The sequence below is a fragment of the Planktothrix sp. genome, from assembly GCF_046067725.1.
Taxonomy (GTDB): Bacteria; Cyanobacteriota; Cyanobacteriia; order Cyanobacteriales; family Microcoleaceae; genus Planktothrix.
In genome coordinates, this window is the sequence record NZ_JBJUDF010000297.1 from 1 (window position 1) to 18,029 (window position 18,029).

The window sequence follows — 18,029 nt, forward strand, 5'->3', positions numbered from 1 at the left end:
ATTGAGACTCGCTATATAATTAGAAAATTGTTCAATATTAATAATTTTCTTGCGCCGTGACTACCACTCCCTTACCTCCAAACCCCCAACTCACCGCAACACAACGCCCTGACCTTCTCGGACGCTTCGGACAATTTGGCGGCAAATACGTTCCAGAGACCTTAATGCCCGCCTTAGCTGAACTGGAAACCGCCTATTATCATTATCGTCAAGATCCCGAATTTCAACGGGAACTCCAAGACTTGCTGCGGGACTATGTGGGACGACCTAGCCCTCTGTATTTCGCCGAACGCCTCACCCAACATTATGCTAGACCCGATGGTACAGGCCCCCAAATTTATCTGAAACGGGAAGACCTCAACCACACCGGGGCTCATAAAATTAATAATGCCCTCGCCCAAGCATTGTTAGCCAAAAAAATGGGTAAACAACGCATTATTGCGGAAACAGGGGCGGGTCAACATGGGGTGGCGACGGCGACAGTTTGCGCCCGCTATGGCCTAGACTGTGTGATTTATATGGGCATTCACGACATGGAACGTCAAGCCCTCAATGTGTTTAGAATGCGGTTGTTAGGGGCGGAAGTTCGACCTGTGGAAGCGGGTACTGGAACGTTAAAAGATGCCACTTCTGAAGCCATCCGCGACTGGGTAACGAACGTGGAAACAACCCATTATATTCTCGGTTCCGTCGCTGGCCCCCATCCCTATCCCATGATAGTCCGAGATTTTCATAATGTCATCGGACTAGAAACCCGCAGCCAATGTTTAGAAAAATGGGGCGGTTTACCCGATATTTTATTAGCTTGTGTCGGTGGCGGTTCAAACGCTATGGGGCTATTTAATGAGTTTGTGAATGAATCTTCTGTGCGCCTTATTGGGGTAGAAGCCGCCGGGTCAGGGGTAGAAACGGGGAAACACGCCGCCACCTTAACTCATGGTCAAGTGGGAGTCTTACACGGGGCGATGAGTTATCTGTTACAAGATGATGATGGTCAAGTGATGGAAGCCCATTCCATTAGTGCTGGGTTAGATTATCCGGGTGTAGGCCCAGAACACAGCTATTTAAAAGATTTGGGTCGGGCGGAATATTATAGTGTGACTGACCAACAAGCGTTAGATGCGTTTCAACGGTTATCTCGTTTAGAAGGCATTATTCCCGCCTTGGAAACGGCCCATGCGATCGCTTATTTAGAAATACTTTGTCCCCAATTAGAAGGCAGTCCTCGGATTATTTTAAATTGTTCAGGACGGGGAGATAAAGATGTACAAACGGTGCAAAAATTCCTAAACCCTTCTGAGGGTTAATGTTATCTTTTCAAGATCTCGCTGGGCGGGATCTTCCTGCCCCTATTTTAATCAATTGTTATGACCCATCCGATTAATCTTGCTATTTTTGGTGCGGGTCGTTGGGGAGTCCACTTAATTCGGAATTTCCATCAACATCCTGACTGTAAAATTGTAGCGATCGCTGATTCTAACCCAGAGCGTTTACAAGCGGTAAAAGAACGGTTTCAACTTCCAGAAACCATTCATTTCGTCACCAATGAAACAACGGTTTGGAATCTGCCTAATTTAGAGGCGGTGGTAATTGCTACCCCTGCGGTAACGCATTTTCCGTTAATTTCAGCCGCTTTAAAAAAAGGCTGTCATGTCTTCACAGAAAAACCTTTAACGTTAAGTGCGTCTGAATCGTTACAATTATGTGAACTAGCGCAACAAAAACACAAGCAATTATTTGTTGATCATACTTATTTATTTCATCCCGCAGTCGAACAAGGAAAAACGGTCATTCAGTCAGGGAAAATCGGCGAATTACGCTATGGTTACGCGACCCGAACCCATTTAGAACCGGTGCGGCAAGATGTGGATGCGTTATGGGATTTAGCCATACATGATATTGGTATTTTTAACACTTGGTTAGGAGAAAAACCAATTAAAGTTAAAGCCACAGGAACCGTTTGGTTACAACCTGAATCGAAATTATCAGATTTAGTGATTGCTAATTTAACCTACGAAAGTGGGTTTGAAGCGTTTCTACATTTATGTTGGTTAAATCCCGATAAACAACGTCGTTTAGCGGTCGTTGGAACCCAGGGAACGTTAATTTTTGATGAATTACAATTAGACGCGCCTTTGTCTATCCAGCAAGGTTATTTTAATCGCATTGATAACAGTTGGAAAGCCGCAGGATTAAATCGAGAAATCATTCCGGTTGAACCCCGCGAACCCTTAGCACAGGTTTGCAATTGCTTTCTGGATGGAATTCAAAATCATCAACCTTCTCCGATTTCTTCCGGTTGGGTGGGTGCAGAATTGGTTAACATTCTCTGTGCCTTAAGTGAATCGTTAAAAGCGGACGGTCAGCCTGTTTTATTATAGCAAAAAATCAGAATTTTGAACTTAGATTCAAGATTAAATAGAAACCGAGTTCACTTGAGGAGTAGAAATTGAATCTTGATTCGGCGAGGATTTGATATCAATATCCGCGAAGGGAATTCCAATCATCACGCTGGTTCCTTGATTTAATCCACTACTATCGAGAATAATATAACCCCCCATCATTTGCATTAAACTACGAGAAATCGCTAAACCTAATCCAATTCCTCCAAATTCCCGTGTTGTTGAACCATCGACCATAGCAAACGGTTCAAAGATTTTGTCTTGTTGTTCGGGTACAATTCCTATTCCTGTATCCTTAATGGTTAAAACGACTTGATATCGCACGGAAGCAGATTTCAAGGAACTATTATCTTCCCTTTCCTCAAGGGCGGTACTGGGGGAATTATCTTCTAAATTCGAGATACATTCAATACCAGTTGAAATTGTAATTCCTCCTGATTTGGTAAACTTCACCGAGTTATCAAGGATATTAATCAAAACTTGCTTTAACTTATCAGGATCAGCTTGAACAATCATCGCTTGATTCAGAACCGGAAGATCAATTGTTAAGCCTTTTTGTTGAATATCGACCATTTTTAAATTCACCGCATCTCTTAAGATTTTTTCTAAATCTGTAGGCTCAAGCATGACCGATAACTTGCCTTCTTCAATTAAAGCAATATCTAAAATATCATCAACTAAATTTAATAAATGTTTGCTCGAATCATAGGCAATTTTCAGAAACTCTTCCTCCTCTTCCTGACTCTCACAAAATCTATCTTGAATCAGGTTAATTGAATTAATAATACCATTTAAAGGAGTTCTTAATTCATGAGAAACCACTCGCAAAAATTCATTTTTCAATCGATTCGCAACTTGAGCTTCTTTAGACGCATATTCTAAGGCTTGTGCTCTGGCTCTAAGACTGCCCACCATTGTATTTAAAGCTTCCGCTAATTGATTAAACTCTCGAATTTTAAGATTGTGAGGGACTTGACCAGGGGTTGCTACATTATTAGCTTTCAAGGCATAATCTCTCAACTTTTCTAATGGACGTGCTAAACCTCTGGAAACATACAGTGCAGCAAAAATAATGGCAATGACCAAACATAAAATTAAATAAATTAATAGAGATTTAATATCTTGTAATCCTGATAAAGCCGACTGTAAATCAACAACAGCTAAAATCACCCATTGATGATTAGTTTCTTGGGTAATAGGGCTAGGAATTGCATCGTATCCCGCTAAAAGTTCTCTTCCAGATTGATCAACAGAAAACAGATGAATAAAAGAGTTTTTTTGATTCGCTAACGCATTATATAATAAATTATTTAATCGACCCGCATCTACTTCACCTTCGATGTTACTTCCTACTTTTTGTAGATTAGGATGGCTAATAATCGTTCCCCCTTGATCAATAATGACTGTAAATCCGGTTAAAGATTTAGGACGATCTTTTGCTTCTAAATATAAAGTCGATTCTAAACTGAGTACATATTTTAATATCGATTTATTATTTTGATTAATATAAATAGGAGAGCTAAAGACTAATCTGACTTGATTTTGCCAATCTGACTGTTGTAACGTGGCTGGAGGAGATAAATAATTAATATCAATTTTAGGATGTTCAGGTTTTTGTAAAGGCCAGAAATTTTTAGGGATAGAATAGATGGGTTCTCTCCCACAGGTACTAGCAATAATTTGTTCAGTTTGTAAATGAGTCAACTGTAGACAATTGACAGGTGGAAAAATTTGGTTCTGGAGTTGGAACAGGAACTTAGAATACTGTTGAATGGTTCCTGACTGTAACACAAGATTTTCCGTGGCTAGGTTCAAACTGGACTTGATAGAATTAATCCATTCCTCAATCGTTTGTGATTTTTGGGTTGCACTTTCAGTTAAATTAAAACGGGCTATTTCCAGTAAGCCAGAACGAGATTTTCTATAGGTAACATACTCCCCCACCAGAAGCACAGGAAGACTAAGCAGTAAAATCTGCGATAGTAGAATCCGACGAAAGGAAGATTGACGTAACTTAGGCATAGTGGAAGACAGAAGACGGGAGATAGGATACAGAAGACCGAAGACAACAGACAGAAAGCAACACAGAGAAGGAAATGGTGAAAATCGGTCGAACCTAAAGGGAAAAAGACAGGAGACAATGAAGGAATGATGCTTAGACTTTAACCGATCTGAATCCGGTAGATCTGAAAAACAGATTTAATTATTATATAAGATGGATGCTTAAATATCTATCCCCTGTTAATTTCCCAAAATTTTTGATCAAGCACCACAAACAACTACAAATGCTAGGTTAATGATTCCCCCTAGTATTTTGATTTGAGATCTAAATTCAATAAACTTTGTTTATATTAACGTTGGTTTAATTGCTTTTTTCCGATTATTAAAACCTTTAACTTGATCACCGTTTTCAACGATTTCTACATAAAATTTTCATCAGCACACTGTGTTGGCTTTCCTCCCTGATTTCTGATTCCCTATTCTTGATAGCCCCTGAAAGCATAGCAGATTGACCCAGATCCCAAAATCTTTAAAATTCTTATCGTTTTAGAAACTTTTCCCCACCGATTCCACAAGTTTTCCCCAAGTCAGAGCCAGATTTTCCACAGGTTAGTCGGGGTTTTCCACAGGACAAAGGGTAAGGTGACGGTCTTCTGGTGGAATTGGGGATTTCCTCAAAATCTGGGAAAAGAATGATCAAAATGGGTTATTGATGAAGATTTGTAACAAAAAATCTCCTTCAAATATCGATTCTCTCGTCAGTACCCAGAAACTCCGTGACAGCTTGTAACAATTTGCAACATTGACAACCCTACCCCTAGATCGCACAAAATGAATCGATGACCCAATTTCAAATCTTAGGGGAAAGTTGGGAACTTAGTTCCTGCCCAACCTCAAACTTGAAGTTGTGGGTTATCCTGTACCTTCACCCTGAGAGCAGTTTCATGAACACAAGTGTGAGCATCTTGACCGAAATTCCTGAAACGCTGCACGAATCCCTCCAGGGCTATCTGGAGACCCACCCAGACTGGGATCAAGATCGGGTTTTTTCCGCCGCCCTGTCACTTTTTTTGTTGCAGAATGGAAATAGCAACACCCCAGAAGCATCGAGCAGTTATCGTCAAGCGGCTCGTATTTATCTGGAAACCTTATTTCAGTCTTAGGACAAGAAACATTCCTAATTGACTGTTTAAGGTGAATCAGCAACAGGCGGGAAAAGAAACTGTTGTCAAATTCTGTTAGCCTTCGGATCAGATCAAAGGGGCTGCATCAACGGATGCAACCCTGGATATCCGAGGCTGGGTGTTGCAGAATCTCACCCCCAGCAAAGCCAGAGTGCCACTCTATTAATCAAAGCGATAACCCACGCTTCTCACGGTTTGAATAAAAGAAGGATTTTTAGGATCAGGTTCAATTTTTTTGCGAATCTGACCAATATGAACATCAATCACCCGTCCCGCTTCACTACTGTCATCTTCATAGCCCCAAACTTGCCGTAATAATTCTTTGCGTTCCCACGCTCGACCCGGTTTACTCGCTAAACAATAAAGCAGATCAAATTCCAACGCACTTAATGTGACTAACTCACCTTTGAGATAAACTTCCCGTCGATTTGGATCAATCGTTAAATCGCGATAGGTTAAACTTTGACGCTGTTTATCAGAAGGGACTCGATAACGCTTTAAAATCGCTTGAATCCGAAGGGTTAATTCTTCTAAATCAAAAGGTTTAGTAACAAAATCATCGGCTCCTTGCTTTAAGCCCAGTTTAGGATCTTGTTCACTGGTTAGCATCAGAATAAACACACTGGTTCGACTTTGCATTTCCTGACACAATGTTAAACCACTGGTATCGGGCAGATTCAAATCTAATATGACTAAATCCGGGTTGAACTGTTCAAAGACTTTCAACGCCGAATGGCCATCAGACGCTATCTCTACATGGTAGTTTTGTTGGCTGAGATAGCGACTAATTAAATTTCTGATGGCTGGATCATCATCAACTACAAGAATCTTTGCCGATGTCATGACTACAAGATTTAACGAAGAGGTCAGTAAAAAGGTTAACCCGAGACTTTATAGCAATTGCAGTAGGATGTTTGATAGGAAAAAAACCTCAAACCCGTTATCAAAAAGGGACTTTATTCGCGGTTCCTATTTTCTGTTCCCTGCTATAACTGTTGCTTAAAATGTTGAACCTTGCCCTCAGTTTTCAGCACTGGAGTTACAAAGGCTGGCCTTGAGGATAACATTCAACCCCTTAATTCTGTAGCTACCCTTTGAATCAGACAATTGTGATCAAACCAACAGTAACCGTTAAAAAATTAGAGCTATCACCCACGACAATTAACGTTCGCTGTTGCGCCGATCAAACATATATCCTACACCCCGAATCGTTTTTATAAAGGACGGTTTATCCGCATCGGGTTCAATTTTTTTACGAATTTGACCGATATGAACATCAACCACTCGCTGCTCTCCTTCATACTCATAATCCCATACTTCTTGCAATAATTCAGCCCGTCGCCAAGCTCGACCCGGTTTACGAGCTAAACAATACAATAAATCAAATTCTAAGGCACTCAGCGCGATTAATTCACCCCGAATATGCACTTCTCGACGATTGGGATCGATGATTAAATCTCCATAAACTAAATTTTTGGGTTGTGTATCACAAGGAGTTCGTTGACGCTTTAAAATCGCTTTGATCCGAAGGTTTAACTCTTCTAAATCAAAGGGTTTGGTTACAAAGTCATCGGCTCCCTCCTTGAGTCCCAGTTTAGGATCTTTTTCGCTGGTTAGCATTAGGATAAATACACTGGTTCGACTTTGCATTTCTCGGCATAATGCTAAACCTGTTGTATCGGGTAGATTCAGATCCAATACCACTAAGTCAGGATTGAAGAGTTCAAACCTTTCCAATGCCGACTGGCCATCACCAGCCGTGTCAACTTCATAGTCTTGTTGGCCAAGATAGCGACTGATTAAGTTTCGTATTGCTGGATCGTCATCGACCACGAGAATCTTTGCAGATGCCATAACCACCCATATTGAGCAGAAGGTTGAACCAGAAGGATTAAATAGACATCTCAATGTTAATGGAAAAGTTGAACCTAGACCTAACAAAATGCCAATTTAGTTGTATTGTGTTACAGAACCCGTAAGATTTCGGGTAGTAGATGACCTGGAATCTGAGATAAAGCCAGGTTTTGCCCCTGTAACCCAGACTCATTGTAGAAGGCGCGAATGGTTTTAAGCAAATAACTCAAAGTCGTTTGATGATGTTCAGCAAGCTTTGAGTCGGAGATGGCACCAATAGTCAATGGTTTTGTTTCTGGCTGTGTCAGCCCATTAATATCCGCTTGAAGATGGTGTTTGAGTGCGGTTTTTAATAAAGAAATGCGAGTGGTTTGCAACAGAGGTAAGTTAGAGTCTGTTGCCAGTTGGTAGTGAGTTAGCCCCAGGTTATTATGAGTTGCTAACGGGTCAAACGTGAGTTGGGTTGGGCTTAGACAACGAGCAATTGACAACGCCTTTGAATAGGCGACAATAGCCCTTTTCAGCAATCTAGCACGAATCTCTGACTTTTGATAGTGGTTGGCTAAATGCCAATAAGCTATGCCTAAATTATTATAGGTGGCAGCGCAGGCTATGGGAGCCGATTCGGGCGTCCGATAAGTTAGGGCTTGATGATAAGCTTGAATCGCTTGCAAAAGCAATTTGGCTGAGGGTTGATGTTGGCTGAGTGTCCAATAAGCGGTTCCTAAATTCGTTTGTAGCAACCCATAGTTGAGGGGATCTTGTTGTGGGGTGTAAAATTTCATCGCCTCAGTATAGGCCGTAATAGCCGCTTTCAGGTGAGGAATGGGTTGGCTTTGTTGTGCCAATTTCCAATACAAAGTTCCTAAATTATTTTGAATCGTGGCATAATCTTCTATCTGAACAGAATTAACTTGATCTGCGGTTAACTTCAGATAAGATAACGCTTCTGTATACGCAATTATTGACTGTTCTAAATTTTGAGTGGTATCTTGCCAGGTGGCTAAATTACTATAGGCTATTCCTAAGTTTTTTTGAATTTTAATATATAGATCCGGTTCGATTTCAGGATCGGTTTTCATTAAAGAATTTTGATAACAAATAAGGCTTTGTTCTAAATCAACTAACACATTCGCTGAAACGTTTTTTTCTGGAATTTGTTGGTGAAATCTCATCCAATACAAGGTTCCTAAGTCATTCCAGATTTCAATAAAGTTGTCAGGTTCAGATCCATGATTCAACTGAAATGAGGTTTCTGGTATGATTTCTAAGGCTTTTTCATAAGCTTGAATTCCTAATGTATAGTTGAGTTCTGTCTTGTCTCCGGCTATAATGCGATCACGATAAATTGTCCCTAATTGTTGATAAGCTTGGCGCAGGGAAAATGAAGCAGGTTGTTCTTGAAGAGATTGAATTTGATCGAGGAGTTGTTTTAACGGATCGGGTGTTTTTTCCTCGGTGCTGAATTCAGAAACACTAGAAGCATCTACATCACTGGGAGTCGGATCACTAATCCATTCAAACACCCCGGTGCGCCGATTCCAAAATTCCGGTGCTGATTGTTCAATACAACATAACCAAGGAGAAGAAATCCACAACAAAAGGCTAAATTCTAACTGTTCAAGATACTGTTCTAAGGTTCGTAAATATCGTAAAAATGACCATTGGATAGCGGGAGGTTGGCGGGTAAGATGTTCGACTCCTAAAATTTGAAATCCGATAATTGGTTGATGTTCTAAATTCGATGGATTTTGAGCAGACCACCTAGCGATCGCTTCAAAAGGATTTGGGTCACTTAAATCAAGTTTTAAACGAATTAAGGGTGAAGAAATTTTAGATTGATTGGGGGATAATAAATCGGTTTCTAACTGTTGGGCAAGATAATTGCGTAGATTAATATTATCACAAACAGCAATAAAAATTTGATGACGAAGTTGTAAACGCAGCGCTTGTTGTAAGCGATGATAAGTGCGTTGATTCGTTTCTGATAAAATAACAGAAGAATGGTTACTCGTCCCCATGTTCAGCCTTTAAGCTATGACACCTCTGCTTATATCCTTCTATGCAAAGGCATGGGGAACAGGGAACCGCTTAATTTTGCGATAACCCGTCCCTACTCAATTCCCATTTAGAGAGACGGGTTGGGTTGAATCTTCGAGATGGACAAAAAATTCCCTAAACCCACCTGGAGTCATATTGTTGCTGGTCTAGGAGACAAAAGCAGCGAGGACAACTAAACCCACCACTAAGACAATCCCAGCAACACCACCAATGAGATAATTCCGTTTTTGTGAATTGTTCGGGGGTTCGGCTGTATAAACTTTAGGTTCGACCGCGAAGTTATTAAGCCGTCCACCTTCTTCGGTTGTATAAGGCATGAGTAAAAATCCATAGATTACTATCTGAGATCAACCATAACAAAAATTTACACAAAAACAAAACATTAACTGGTAATAGTCCCTGTTAAGGGGGAAGATGCCTCAGCGTAGGTTTTAACCGGGATGCGTCCAGCGAGATACGCTAAACGTCCGGCTTCGGTGGCAATTCCCATGGCTTTTGCCATGATGACTGGGTTTTGGGCTAAGGCAATGGCAGAATTAATTAATAAGGCATCTGCACCCATTTCCATTGCTAAGGTTGCTTCACTCGGTGCCCCAATTCCGGCATCCACCACAACGGGAATTTTGGCATTCTCAATAATGATGGCAATATTAGCAGCGTTCCTAATTCCTTGTCCTGAACCAATGGGAGATCCTAAAGGCATCACGGTTGCACAACCCGCTTCTTCTAATCGTTTCGCTAACAAGGGATCGGCATTAATATAAGGTAAAACGGCAAATCCTTCTTTGACTAACTGTTCCGCCGCTTCTAAGGTTCCAATCGGGTCAGGCAGCAAATATTTACTATCGGGAATCACTTCTAATTTGACAAAATTATTGTCTTCCTGACCTAATAGTTTTGCCATTTCCCGCCCTAGTCTGGCGACTCGAATGGCATCTTCGGCGGTTTGACATCCGGCGGTATTGGGAAGCATCCAAATTTTACTCCAGTCGATGGCTTCGGCTAACCCTTCATGTCCGGGTGCTTGGGTTTGGACTCGTCTAACAGCAACGGTGACAATTTCACAACCACTGGCTGCAATACTATCCTGCATTTCTTGAAGATTTCGATATTTCCCACTTCCGGTCATTAACCGAGATTTGAAGGTTTTTCCCGCAATGGTTAAGGAGGTATCCAGAAGAGATGGGGTTGGTTTTTCTAGGGTTTGCATTGGTATTAATCCTGCTTTAAAAATGTTCAATTTTTATTGTAATTGAATTCAGGTAAAAACTGATCGTTCTTCTACAATAAAGTATTTTTTATTCATATAAAATCATTTTTTTTGTTCTTCAATTAAATAGGAACACCAATCACTCCAACTGCCTCCATAGAGTTTAGCTTGATGAATTCCCGCTAATTCTAAGGATAATAAATTCACACAGGCGGTTACTCCTGAACCACAATAAACAATAATTTCTTCAGCCGTTTGAATCGGTTCCCAGCGTTGAGATTGTTCATTGACTTTCACAAATCCTGTCGGTTCTGTCACCTCTTGCCAAGGATAATTAACCGCCCCTGGAATTGAACCTGCAATGGGGTCAATGGGTTCGGTTTTGCCTAAATAACGATCCGGTTCACGGGAATCTACAACAACGACTCCGGGTAAATCTTTTCGAGCTTTGACAGTTTCAATATCAACCCACATTTCAGAATGAATTTTAGGGGTAAATTGCCCTAATTTTGTATGAGGTAATTCTGAGGTTATGGGATATCCTAAATTTTTCCATTGGCTAAACCCCCCATCTAATAAAACAACAGGTTGATGTCCATAATAACGCAATAACCACCACAAACGAGAAGCGAAAGCAAATCGAGAATCATCATAGGCGACGACTAAAGTTTGTTGAGAGGTTATGCCAATTTCCGATAATTTTTGGGCGAGTTTTTCAGGTTCAGGTAAAGGGTGACGTCCGCCGTGTTTTTGAATCGGACTGGATAAATCTTGCTCTAAATCTAAATAATAAGCACCTGGAATATGGCTTTCTTGATATTGTTGTTGTCCGAGTTGGGGGTTGGCTAAAGAAAACCGACAATCTACAATGATGATATTTGGATCTTGGAGATGGTTGGCTAACCAGTCTGGGGAAACAATCAGTTGAGATGCAGTCATAGCAATCTTGATAATAATTTGACCTAAAGGTTTATGACAAGCCTTGAAAAGCTTACTCTTGATCAAAAGCAATTTGTTTTATAATTATCATATCGGATTCTTAAATAGAATTGCTTTAATCTTTTTTACAGAAATCAGGAAAAACGTTATGATTGCTCATCCTCAAACCGATAGGGCGCGTGACGATTATCTCGAAGCTGAAAAGAACAGTTTGATCAAGCATGAATATATCCAAGGGAAAGTTGATGGGATGGCGGGGTCGAGTGATGCTCATGTTACCATTTCCCTCAATATTGCATCAGCCTTGAAAAACCATTGAATCAGTTGGTTATGATCAATCGTTAACGGTGCGTGTGTTGTGCTTATATACCCTAGACAGGAGGAAAAATGATCCAAAATCAAAACTTAACACCTCAATTAACAGCCGATGGTTCGTTTACATTTTTTTCCTCAGAATTTGGAGAATTATTTCATAGTCATTTTGGGGCGAAACAGGAAGCCGAACTCAAGTTTGTAGAACCTTTGCAATTAAGAAAAAAAGCTGAAACTTCTTCTTTATGTTTACTGGATATTTGTTACGGATTAGGATATAATACAGCAGCCGCTTTAACGACGATTTGGGAAACTAATCCTCACTGTAAAATTAAATGGGTAGGTTTAGAATTTGATCAACGAATTCCCCAAGCAACTTTAGAGTTTAACTTACTCAATTCCTATCCTGATTTAATTCAAGATATTTTAAAAGAACTCGCTAAAAATTATACTTTAAAAACTCAATTATTGAATGCTGATTTAATGATTGCGGATGCTCGCTCTAGTATTCAAAGCGTCTGTAATTCTGGGTTTAAAGTTGATGCAATTTTTTTAGATCCCTTTTCACCCCCCCATTGTCCCCAACTGTGGACAGTCGAATTTTTAACCTTAGTGGCTCAATGTCTCAAACCCCAGGGACAGTTAGCCACTTATTCCTGTGCGGCGGCGGTCAGACAAGCGTTACTCGAAGCTGGCTTAAAGATTGGGTCTACCTCTCCGGTTGGACGACGCACACCCGGAACCATTGCGAGTTTTGACCCAGAGGGTTTACCTCCCCTTTCTCTCCAAGAACAGGAACATTTACAAACCCGCGCCGCCGTTCCCTATCGAGATCCTGATTTATCTGATACAGCCGAGGTGATTAGCCTGCGTCGTCAAGCCGAACAAGACATTTCCTCCCTGGAACCCACATCTCATTGGAAGAAACGATGGCGCAGTGAGTCCATCTTATGAAAAGATAAGTTAGGATGCGGTTGATCGTGTCTATTACTCACAATTGAAACCAAAACGGTAGATGGTAGCGGTAGCAATTTTAGCGGCGGGACGCGGTACTCGCATGAAATCAGATCTTCCCAAGGTCTTACATGAATTGGGCGGACGGACTTTAGTTCAACGGGTTTTAGAAAGTTGTGTTCCGTTGCACCCTTGTCGTCGATTAGTCATTGTCGGCTATGGCGCTGATTTAGTCCGCAATTCTCTTCAACAAACGGATGCTATTACAAACGGAAACAATCATCAACCGACTTTAGAATTTGTTGAACAAAAACAACAACTAGGAACAGGTCACGCCATTCAACAATTACTCCCCACCTTAAAAGATTTTACCGGGGATTTATTAGTTTTAAATGGGGATGTCCCTTTATTACGTCCTGATACGTTAGAACAGTTAATTAACATTCACAAAGAACACGGAAATGCAGCAACCTTATTGGCGGCTCATTTACCCAACCCAACGGGATATGGTCGAGTTTTTTGTGATAGCCAAAATTTAGTCAAGCAAATTGTTGAAGATCGAGATTGTACCGATGCTCAACGTAAAAATCATCGCATTAATGCTGGGGTTTATTGTTTTCATTGGCCGAAATTAGCAGAAATTTTACCTCAGCTAAAAGCGGATAATGATCAACAGGAATATTATCTGACTGATACCGTTCATCTTTTAGATCAAGTGATGGCGGTGGATGTGGATGATTATCGAGAAATTCTAGGGATTAATAGTCGTCAACATCTCGCTAATGCCTATCATGTTTTACAAGATTGGGTCAAAACCAATTGGATGGCGGCGGGAGTCACCATGATTGACCCAGATAGTATCACGATTGATGATACGGTACAGTTAGAACCGGATGTGATTCTGGAACCCCAAACCCACCTACGAGGAAATACAATCATTCAAACCGGAAGCCGTATTGGCCCTGGAAGTTTAATCGAAAATAGTCAGATTGGAAAAAATGTCACCATACAGTTTTCCGTTGTTTCTGATAGCTTAATTGCAGATGAAACCCGCATTGGCCCCTATGCTCATTTACGAGGTCATGCAAATGTGGGTCAAGGATGTCGCATTGGAAATTTTGTGGAATTGAAAAATACACAAGTCGGAACTTCCACCAATATTGCCCATTTATCTTATTTGGGAGATGCGACATTAGGAGATAAAGTTAATATTGGTGCGGGAACCATTACCGCTAATTATGATGGGGTGAAAAAACATCGAACAACCATAGGAGATCGGACAAAAACCGGATCAAATAGTGTTTTAGTCGCGCCTCTGACCTTGGGAACAGATGTCACCGTCGCGGCGGGTTCTATTGTTACTGATGATGTTCCCGATGATAGTTTAGTCATCGCTCGTGAACGTCAAGTGATTAAACCTGGTTGGCGTTTACAATCCGAATAATATCATCTAATAATTGATAGCAGCAGCCGGAAGGGTAAGGACAGAAACTAATGGTTAATGCTAAACCCTGAAGCATTAATCCCTACTAATAGTAGGGGTGAAAAATTAGCCAAGAATAATACTAAATCCGTTTGTCAAAACTCCTTGAAAATTGTCATCCTGAATAGAGCGAAGCGACATGAAGGATCTCTGATGATTCGGCGAGAACACCTTGAGATTCTTCACTGCGTTCAGAATGACAATCAAGCGTCAGCATTCGATGAGTATGACAACTGGATTGGGTATAAGATAGCATTTAGAAGATCAAAGTCTTTTGAAATATGACCAAAGTTTCATCTCCCCCAACTGTTATTTCTTCCCCTAATTTAATTCAACAGAATTTTCCAGGGTTATACTCGTTTTGGAAGTTTTCTCGTCCCCATACCATTATCGGTACAACCTTAAGTGTCTTAGGGATGTATTTAATTGCGTTAAGTGAGTTAAGGCAATTTCCGGGTTTAAGTTTACAAGGGTTGACTTTATTTTTCAGTTGGTTAGCTTGTATTTGTGGCAATATTTATATTGTGGGATTAAACCAACTCCAAGATATCGAAATTGATCAAATTAATAAACCCAATTTACCCCTCGCTTCTGGGGAATATTCCCGGTTTCAAGGTCAACTAATTGTTGCAATGACAGGAATATTAGCCTTAACCATTGCAGCTTTTCAGGGGTATTATCTATTAGGGATGGTGGGAATGAGTTTGTTCTTAGGAACTATTTATTCTTTACCTCCCATTCGGTTAAAACGGTTTCCCTTTTGGGCGGCTTTTTGTATTTTTACCGTTCGAGGTGTTATTGTTAATTTAGGATTATATTTACACTTTAACTGGGTTTTATCACAACAATCAATCCCCTTAATTCCCGTTATTCCACCTTCGGTTTTAGCGTTAACGTTATTTATTTTAGTGTTTAGCGTAGCGATCGCCATTTCTAAAGATATTCCTGATTTAGAAGGCGATCGCCAATTCCAAATTAACACCTTAACCGTTAAATTAGGAACTGTAACCGTCTTTAATTTATCTCGATGGATATTGACTAGCTGCTATCTTGGCATGATTCTAGGCAGTTTTTTCTTACAATCCTTTGTCAATCCCCTATTTTTAGGATTAACTCATGTTGTTTTATTAATTGTCTTATGGTCGCGTAGTCAACAAGTTGATTTAAGCTCCCAACAATCTATCGCCCAATTTTATCAATTTATTTGGAAACTCTTTTTCCTAGAATATCTGATTTTTCCTCTTTCCTGTCTACTGTCCTAGAGGATATAAAAGAAAACCCGATGCACCCCATTTTAGATAAGTTTTGATAATCATTTTAGGTCAATAGTTTTGTTTTTTAAAACTTTGTCAGGAAATTTTGATATTTGATTGAAAATAATTCTCAAATACTTGACGAAATCATCGGGGTTCTGGTAGACTATAAAAAACACCTCCCAAGGGGTTATTGTGTCTACTCGCTAAAACGAAGGCTAAAACCCTGATTCTCTCGTTAAATATCAGAATCAGTTAACAAAATTAGAACGTAGCGAAACATCAATTTTCGGGTTTACAGATGGGGTACGAAATCGACCCCTTGACAAAAACGCCATTTTGTGCATTGACGTAAAAAGCCTGATTTCCGTCAGCATCCGTCCCCCCCATCTAGCGGTGTTAATAATAGGTGTATTTCCAACTACCAGAAATCCGTAATATCATATCCAAATTCTTGAATCATGGTTCTCAATAACGGTAAACTCAATCCAATCACATTAGTATGACATCCTTCTATTTTATCTACAAATAAACCGCCTTTTCCTTCAATTGCAAAACATCCAGCACAGTTTAACGGTTCTTGAGTATTAATATAAGCCTTAATTTCTTGATCAGAAATATTAGCAAAATAGACCTGGGTGGTTTGACAATGAACGATAATTTTTGGGGTCGAAACCTGAATTAACGCATGACCCGTATGCAGTTGTCCAACTTGACCGCGCATGGTTAACCAACGAGCGATCGCTTCTTCAGGATTAGCAGGTTTACCATAAATTTCTCCATCAAGAGCCAAAACCGAATCACACCCCAAAACTAACATCATTTCATCCTGTTGTTGAGGAGAATCAATCAAAGTTTGGGTGACAACTTCTGCTTTCGCTTGAGCCAGTTTTTGAACTAACTGTACCGGATCAGAATCTTGAATCAGAGATTCATCAAACTCACTCGGACAAATTTTCGGTTGAATTCCTACCGTTTCTAATAACCGTTTGCGAGCCGGAGAAGCAGATGCTAAAATCAATGTGATTCGATTTGGCTGAGTCATGAATTCAAAAGTTATAAATTAATACACTTTAAACGATTGAACAACTTGTTTTAACAGTTGTTGCGCTTTTTCCCAGCGTTTTTCAGTGGTAGAAACATTTAAGGTAAACAGATTTCCCCGACTAATGGTAACACTAGCAAAATCATGGCGTTTTTGCTGATTCGGTAATTCAACCGCATATTCTAACCAATAATAAAGGTTAGAACCTTTTTCATAGGACTCAGCATTAATTAATTCGGCGGTACGTCCTGAACCTTCAGGAGCGATCGCTTTTTTACTTAAGGTATATCCAACTTCTGTGGGAGTTCCAATCTCGGATAAAGTTTGATTAGGATTAGAAATCGGATTAATCACGACACTGATATTTTCACTTTGTTCAATCATATCGTGAAATACGGTATCGGCACCATTGGAGACACTCACCTGTACCCATCCATTGGGATAGACAAATTCATAACCATCGGCGGTATCCACAAAGCTATTTAATCCCCCACCTACGGAGACACAGCCTGTCAAGCTAAGGCTAAAACAGACTAAAGCGATCGCCAAAATTCGTTTAAACATCTGAGCGTTTCCCTTATGAAATCTTGAATGAGTGCGTTTGACTGTGATCAAGCTGATTCCAGTTTTCTTATTTTCTCATTATTCGTGCATTTGGTTTCAAGTTTTAGAAATTAGGCTTTAAAATTGTTAAATAATTCGGGATTAATGATTGATATCTAGCATTTTTCAAAAAGAAGGGATAATTTGAAGATTTAAACCCATAATTTTGACATGAAAGTTCTCTATCCATTGACAATTATTAATTGATGTGTTAAATCGTTACTAGCCAGTTCTAAACATACCAGAAATATTTTTTGTTGATTAATGAATAATAATGATAGTGTGAAAACTATTCTGATTCTAGCCGCTAACCCCAAGAATACAGCCCCCCTGCGGTTAGATGAAGAAGTCCGAGAAATAGACGAAGGATTGCGACGAGCTAACAAACGACATCAGTTTAAATTAGAACAAAAATGGGCCGTTCGTTCTCGTGATTTCTATCGAGCTATATTAGATTATCAACCGCAAATTGTTCATTTCTGCGGACATGGAGTCGGACAAGAGGGAATTGTCCTCGAAGATGAGACGGGAAAAATGGTCTTACTGGAGACGAAAACTCTCGCCAGTATGTTTAGATTATTTGCTAAAAAAAGTGTTGAATGTGTAATTTTAAATGCTTGTTATTCAGAAGTTCAAGCAGAAGCTATTAGTCAATATGTCGATTATGTATTAGGGATGAAGAAAGTGGTAGGGGATAAAGCCTCTATTACCTTTTCTGTTGCTTTTTA

17 protein-coding genes are annotated in these 18,029 nt (G+C 40.0%); 8 read left to right on the forward strand and 9 right to left on the reverse strand.

All coding sequences use genetic code 11. The features are described from left to right. Positions 1–56: 56 nt before the first annotated feature. Positions 57–1,307 carry a tryptophan synthase subunit beta gene (gene trpB, locus ACKPEB_RS18330; protein WP_408966411.1) on the forward strand — a complete coding sequence of 417 codons (1,251 nt, stop codon included), beginning with the start codon at positions 57–59 and terminating at the stop codon, positions 1,305–1,307. A gap of 60 nt (positions 1,308–1,367) precedes the next feature. After that, on the forward strand, positions 1,368–2,381 hold the full coding sequence (locus ACKPEB_RS18335) for a Gfo/Idh/MocA family protein (protein WP_408966412.1): 1,014 nt from the start codon (positions 1,368–1,370) through the stop codon (positions 2,379–2,381). A gap of 33 nt (positions 2,382–2,414) precedes the next feature. On the opposite strand, the gene ACKPEB_RS18340 is transcribed toward ACKPEB_RS18335, so the two are convergent. Beyond that, the gene (locus ACKPEB_RS18340) at positions 2,415–4,424 is read right to left on the reverse strand and encodes an ATP-binding protein (RefSeq protein ID WP_408966413.1); all 2,010 of its coding nucleotides are present in this window, start codon (positions 4,422–4,424) and stop codon (positions 2,415–2,417) included. Positions 4,425–5,347: 923 nt separating this feature from the next. Here ACKPEB_RS18340 and ACKPEB_RS18345 point away from each other — a divergent pair. Continuing rightward, entirely contained in the window at positions 5,348–5,566 is a 219-nt protein-coding gene (locus ACKPEB_RS18345; protein WP_408966414.1) for a DUF2811 domain-containing protein, read from the forward strand. Between the two features lie 183 nt (positions 5,567–5,749). Here ACKPEB_RS18345 and ACKPEB_RS18350 read toward each other — a convergent pair whose 3' ends face one another. From ACKPEB_RS18350 to ACKPEB_RS18375, 6 genes are all read right to left on the reverse strand, one after another. After that, positions 5,750–6,430, reverse strand: coding sequence for a response regulator transcription factor (locus ACKPEB_RS18350; RefSeq protein WP_408966415.1), 681 nt, complete (start codon positions 6,428–6,430; stop codon positions 5,750–5,752). A 318-nt stretch (positions 6,431–6,748) separates the two neighbouring features. After that, positions 6,749–7,441: a response regulator transcription factor gene (locus ACKPEB_RS18355; protein WP_408966416.1), complete on the reverse strand. Its 693-nt coding sequence runs from the start codon at positions 7,439–7,441 to the stop codon at positions 6,749–6,751. A gap of 110 nt (positions 7,442–7,551) precedes the next feature. Continuing rightward, positions 7,552–9,462 (reverse strand): tetratricopeptide repeat protein, encoded by a 1,911-nt coding sequence (locus ACKPEB_RS18360; protein WP_408966417.1) that lies wholly within the window; start codon positions 9,460–9,462, stop codon positions 7,552–7,554. A 186-nt stretch (positions 9,463–9,648) separates the two neighbouring features. Then, positions 9,649–9,819 (reverse strand): photosystem II assembly protein Psb34, encoded by a 171-nt coding sequence (gene psb34 / locus ACKPEB_RS18365; RefSeq protein WP_408966418.1) that lies wholly within the window; start codon positions 9,817–9,819, stop codon positions 9,649–9,651. A gap of 65 nt (positions 9,820–9,884) precedes the next feature. Beyond that, positions 9,885–10,712, reverse strand: coding sequence for a thiazole synthase (locus ACKPEB_RS18370; protein ID WP_408966419.1), 828 nt, complete (start codon positions 10,710–10,712; stop codon positions 9,885–9,887). A 102-nt stretch (positions 10,713–10,814) separates the two neighbouring features. Further along, positions 10,815–11,651, reverse strand: a complete 837-nt coding sequence (locus ACKPEB_RS18375) for a sulfurtransferase (protein WP_408966420.1) — start codon at positions 11,649–11,651, stop codon at positions 10,815–10,817. A gap of 148 nt (positions 11,652–11,799) precedes the next feature. Between ACKPEB_RS18375 and ACKPEB_RS18380 the strand changes: the two genes are divergently transcribed. The 4 genes from ACKPEB_RS18380 (at position 11,800) to ACKPEB_RS18395 (ending at position 15,662) form a co-directional block, all read left to right on the forward strand. Then, the gene (locus ACKPEB_RS18380; protein ID WP_408966421.1) at positions 11,800–11,970 is read left to right on the forward strand and encodes a hypothetical protein; all 171 of its coding nucleotides are present in this window, start codon (positions 11,800–11,802) and stop codon (positions 11,968–11,970) included. Between the two features lie 68 nt (positions 11,971–12,038). After that, positions 12,039–12,917 (forward strand): tRNA (5-methylaminomethyl-2-thiouridine)(34)-methyltransferase MnmD, encoded by an 879-nt coding sequence (locus ACKPEB_RS18385; protein ID WP_408966422.1) that lies wholly within the window; start codon positions 12,039–12,041, stop codon positions 12,915–12,917. Between the two features lie 61 nt (positions 12,918–12,978). Next, complete coding sequence (gene glmU, locus ACKPEB_RS18390; RefSeq protein ID WP_408966423.1) at positions 12,979–14,361, forward strand: bifunctional UDP-N-acetylglucosamine diphosphorylase/glucosamine-1-phosphate N-acetyltransferase GlmU; 1,383 nt, start codon at positions 12,979–12,981, stop codon at positions 14,359–14,361. Between the two features lie 320 nt (positions 14,362–14,681). Then, positions 14,682–15,662 (forward strand): homogentisate phytyltransferase, encoded by a 981-nt coding sequence (locus ACKPEB_RS18395; protein ID WP_408966424.1) that lies wholly within the window; start codon positions 14,682–14,684, stop codon positions 15,660–15,662. A gap of 412 nt (positions 15,663–16,074) precedes the next feature. On the opposite strand, the gene ACKPEB_RS18400 is transcribed toward ACKPEB_RS18395, so the two are convergent. Both ACKPEB_RS18400 and psbP read right to left on the reverse strand, forming a co-directional pair. After that, on the reverse strand, positions 16,075–16,698 hold the full coding sequence (locus ACKPEB_RS18400) for a nucleoside triphosphate pyrophosphatase (RefSeq protein ID WP_408966425.1): 624 nt from the start codon (positions 16,696–16,698) through the stop codon (positions 16,075–16,077). An 18-nt stretch (positions 16,699–16,716) separates the two neighbouring features. Beyond that, positions 16,717–17,262: a photosystem II reaction center PsbP gene (gene psbP, locus ACKPEB_RS18405; protein WP_408966426.1), complete on the reverse strand. Its 546-nt coding sequence runs from the start codon at positions 17,260–17,262 to the stop codon at positions 16,717–16,719. Positions 17,263–17,565: 303 nt separating this feature from the next. Between psbP and ACKPEB_RS18410 the strand changes: the two genes are divergently transcribed. Continuing rightward, positions 17,566–18,029 (forward strand): CHAT domain-containing protein (locus ACKPEB_RS18410; protein ID WP_408966427.1); only part of this gene is annotated, 464 nt, incomplete at its 3' end.

Excerpts from the sequence above, each read along its gene's own strand:
- ACKPEB_RS18360 (WP_408966417.1), bottom strand. The coding sequence starts at position 9,462 with ATGGGGACGAGTAACCATTCTTCTGTTATTTTATCAGAAACGAATCAA.
- ACKPEB_RS18335 (WP_408966412.1), top strand. The coding sequence starts at position 1,368 with ATGACCCATCCGATTAATCTTGCTATTTTTGGTGCGGGTCGTTGGGGA.
- ACKPEB_RS18380 (WP_408966421.1), top strand. The coding sequence starts at position 11,800 with ATGATTGCTCATCCTCAAACCGATAGGGCGCGTGACGATTATCTCGAA.
- ACKPEB_RS18370 (WP_408966419.1), bottom strand. The coding sequence starts at position 10,712 with ATGCAAACCCTAGAAAAACCAACCCCATCTCTTCTGGATACCTCCTTA.
- ACKPEB_RS18340 (WP_408966413.1), bottom strand. The coding sequence starts at position 4,424 with ATGCCTAAGTTACGTCAATCTTCCTTTCGTCGGATTCTACTATCGCAG.
- ACKPEB_RS18395 (WP_408966424.1), top strand. The coding sequence starts at position 14,682 with ATGACCAAAGTTTCATCTCCCCCAACTGTTATTTCTTCCCCTAATTTA.
- ACKPEB_RS18375 (WP_408966420.1), bottom strand. The coding sequence starts at position 11,651 with ATGACTGCATCTCAACTGATTGTTTCCCCAGACTGGTTAGCCAACCAT.
- ACKPEB_RS18350 (WP_408966415.1), bottom strand. The coding sequence starts at position 6,430 with ATGACATCGGCAAAGATTCTTGTAGTTGATGATGATCCAGCCATCAGA.
- ACKPEB_RS18385 (WP_408966422.1), top strand. The coding sequence starts at position 12,039 with ATGATCCAAAATCAAAACTTAACACCTCAATTAACAGCCGATGGTTCG.
- psbP (WP_408966426.1), bottom strand. The coding sequence starts at position 17,262 with ATGTTTAAACGAATTTTGGCGATCGCTTTAGTCTGTTTTAGCCTTAGC.
- ACKPEB_RS18355 (WP_408966416.1), bottom strand. The coding sequence starts at position 7,441 with ATGGCATCTGCAAAGATTCTCGTGGTCGATGACGATCCAGCAATACGA.
- ACKPEB_RS18345 (WP_408966414.1), top strand. The coding sequence starts at position 5,348 with ATGAACACAAGTGTGAGCATCTTGACCGAAATTCCTGAAACGCTGCAC.
- glmU (WP_408966423.1), top strand. The coding sequence starts at position 12,979 with ATGGTAGCGGTAGCAATTTTAGCGGCGGGACGCGGTACTCGCATGAAA.
- psb34 (WP_408966418.1), bottom strand. The coding sequence starts at position 9,819 with ATGCCTTATACAACCGAAGAAGGTGGACGGCTTAATAACTTCGCGGTC.
- ACKPEB_RS18400 (WP_408966425.1), bottom strand. The coding sequence starts at position 16,698 with ATGACTCAGCCAAATCGAATCACATTGATTTTAGCATCTGCTTCTCCG.